1 pseudogene is annotated in these 413 nt (G+C 49.6%); it reads left to right on the forward strand.

The features are described from left to right. A pseudogene (locus tag TZ48_RS12245) lies at positions 1-413 on the forward strand (hypothetical protein); the annotation flags it as partial.

The raw sequence follows: 413 nt of genomic DNA on the forward strand, positions 1-413 counted from the left end.
CTGAGTCTATCGCTGGTATGCGCAAAGACGCTGGCGAAGCTGCACAGTTCGTTACTACCAAAGCTGGTGAAGCTCAAGCGGCTATCGAGTCAGAGTTTACCAAGGTTCGCCAAGAAATGAAGGATAACGGCACCTTCGACATTAAGATTGACGAAGAAGCAGAACGCCAAGCTACCAAAGCAGTAGCCAAGATTTACGAAGACGGTGAAGAACGTGCGGCTGGTATCGAGAAGCGTACTGGTGAAGCCTTCCAATCTGCATACGAAGACGCGTCACGCTCATACAGCCAGATTGATAGCCGTGTTGCTTCTAACTCACAACGTGTAGACGCTGTAGAACAAGATGTTAAGTCTTTGGGTGATATCGGTACCCGCGCTGCTCAAGTTGCTGACGGTGCGTATGCAGAACTCAAT

Origin of the sequence: Vibrio variabilis (assembly GCF_003263785.1) — a bacterium.
Taxonomy (GTDB): Bacteria; Pseudomonadota; Gammaproteobacteria; order Enterobacterales; family Vibrionaceae; genus Vibrio; species Vibrio variabilis.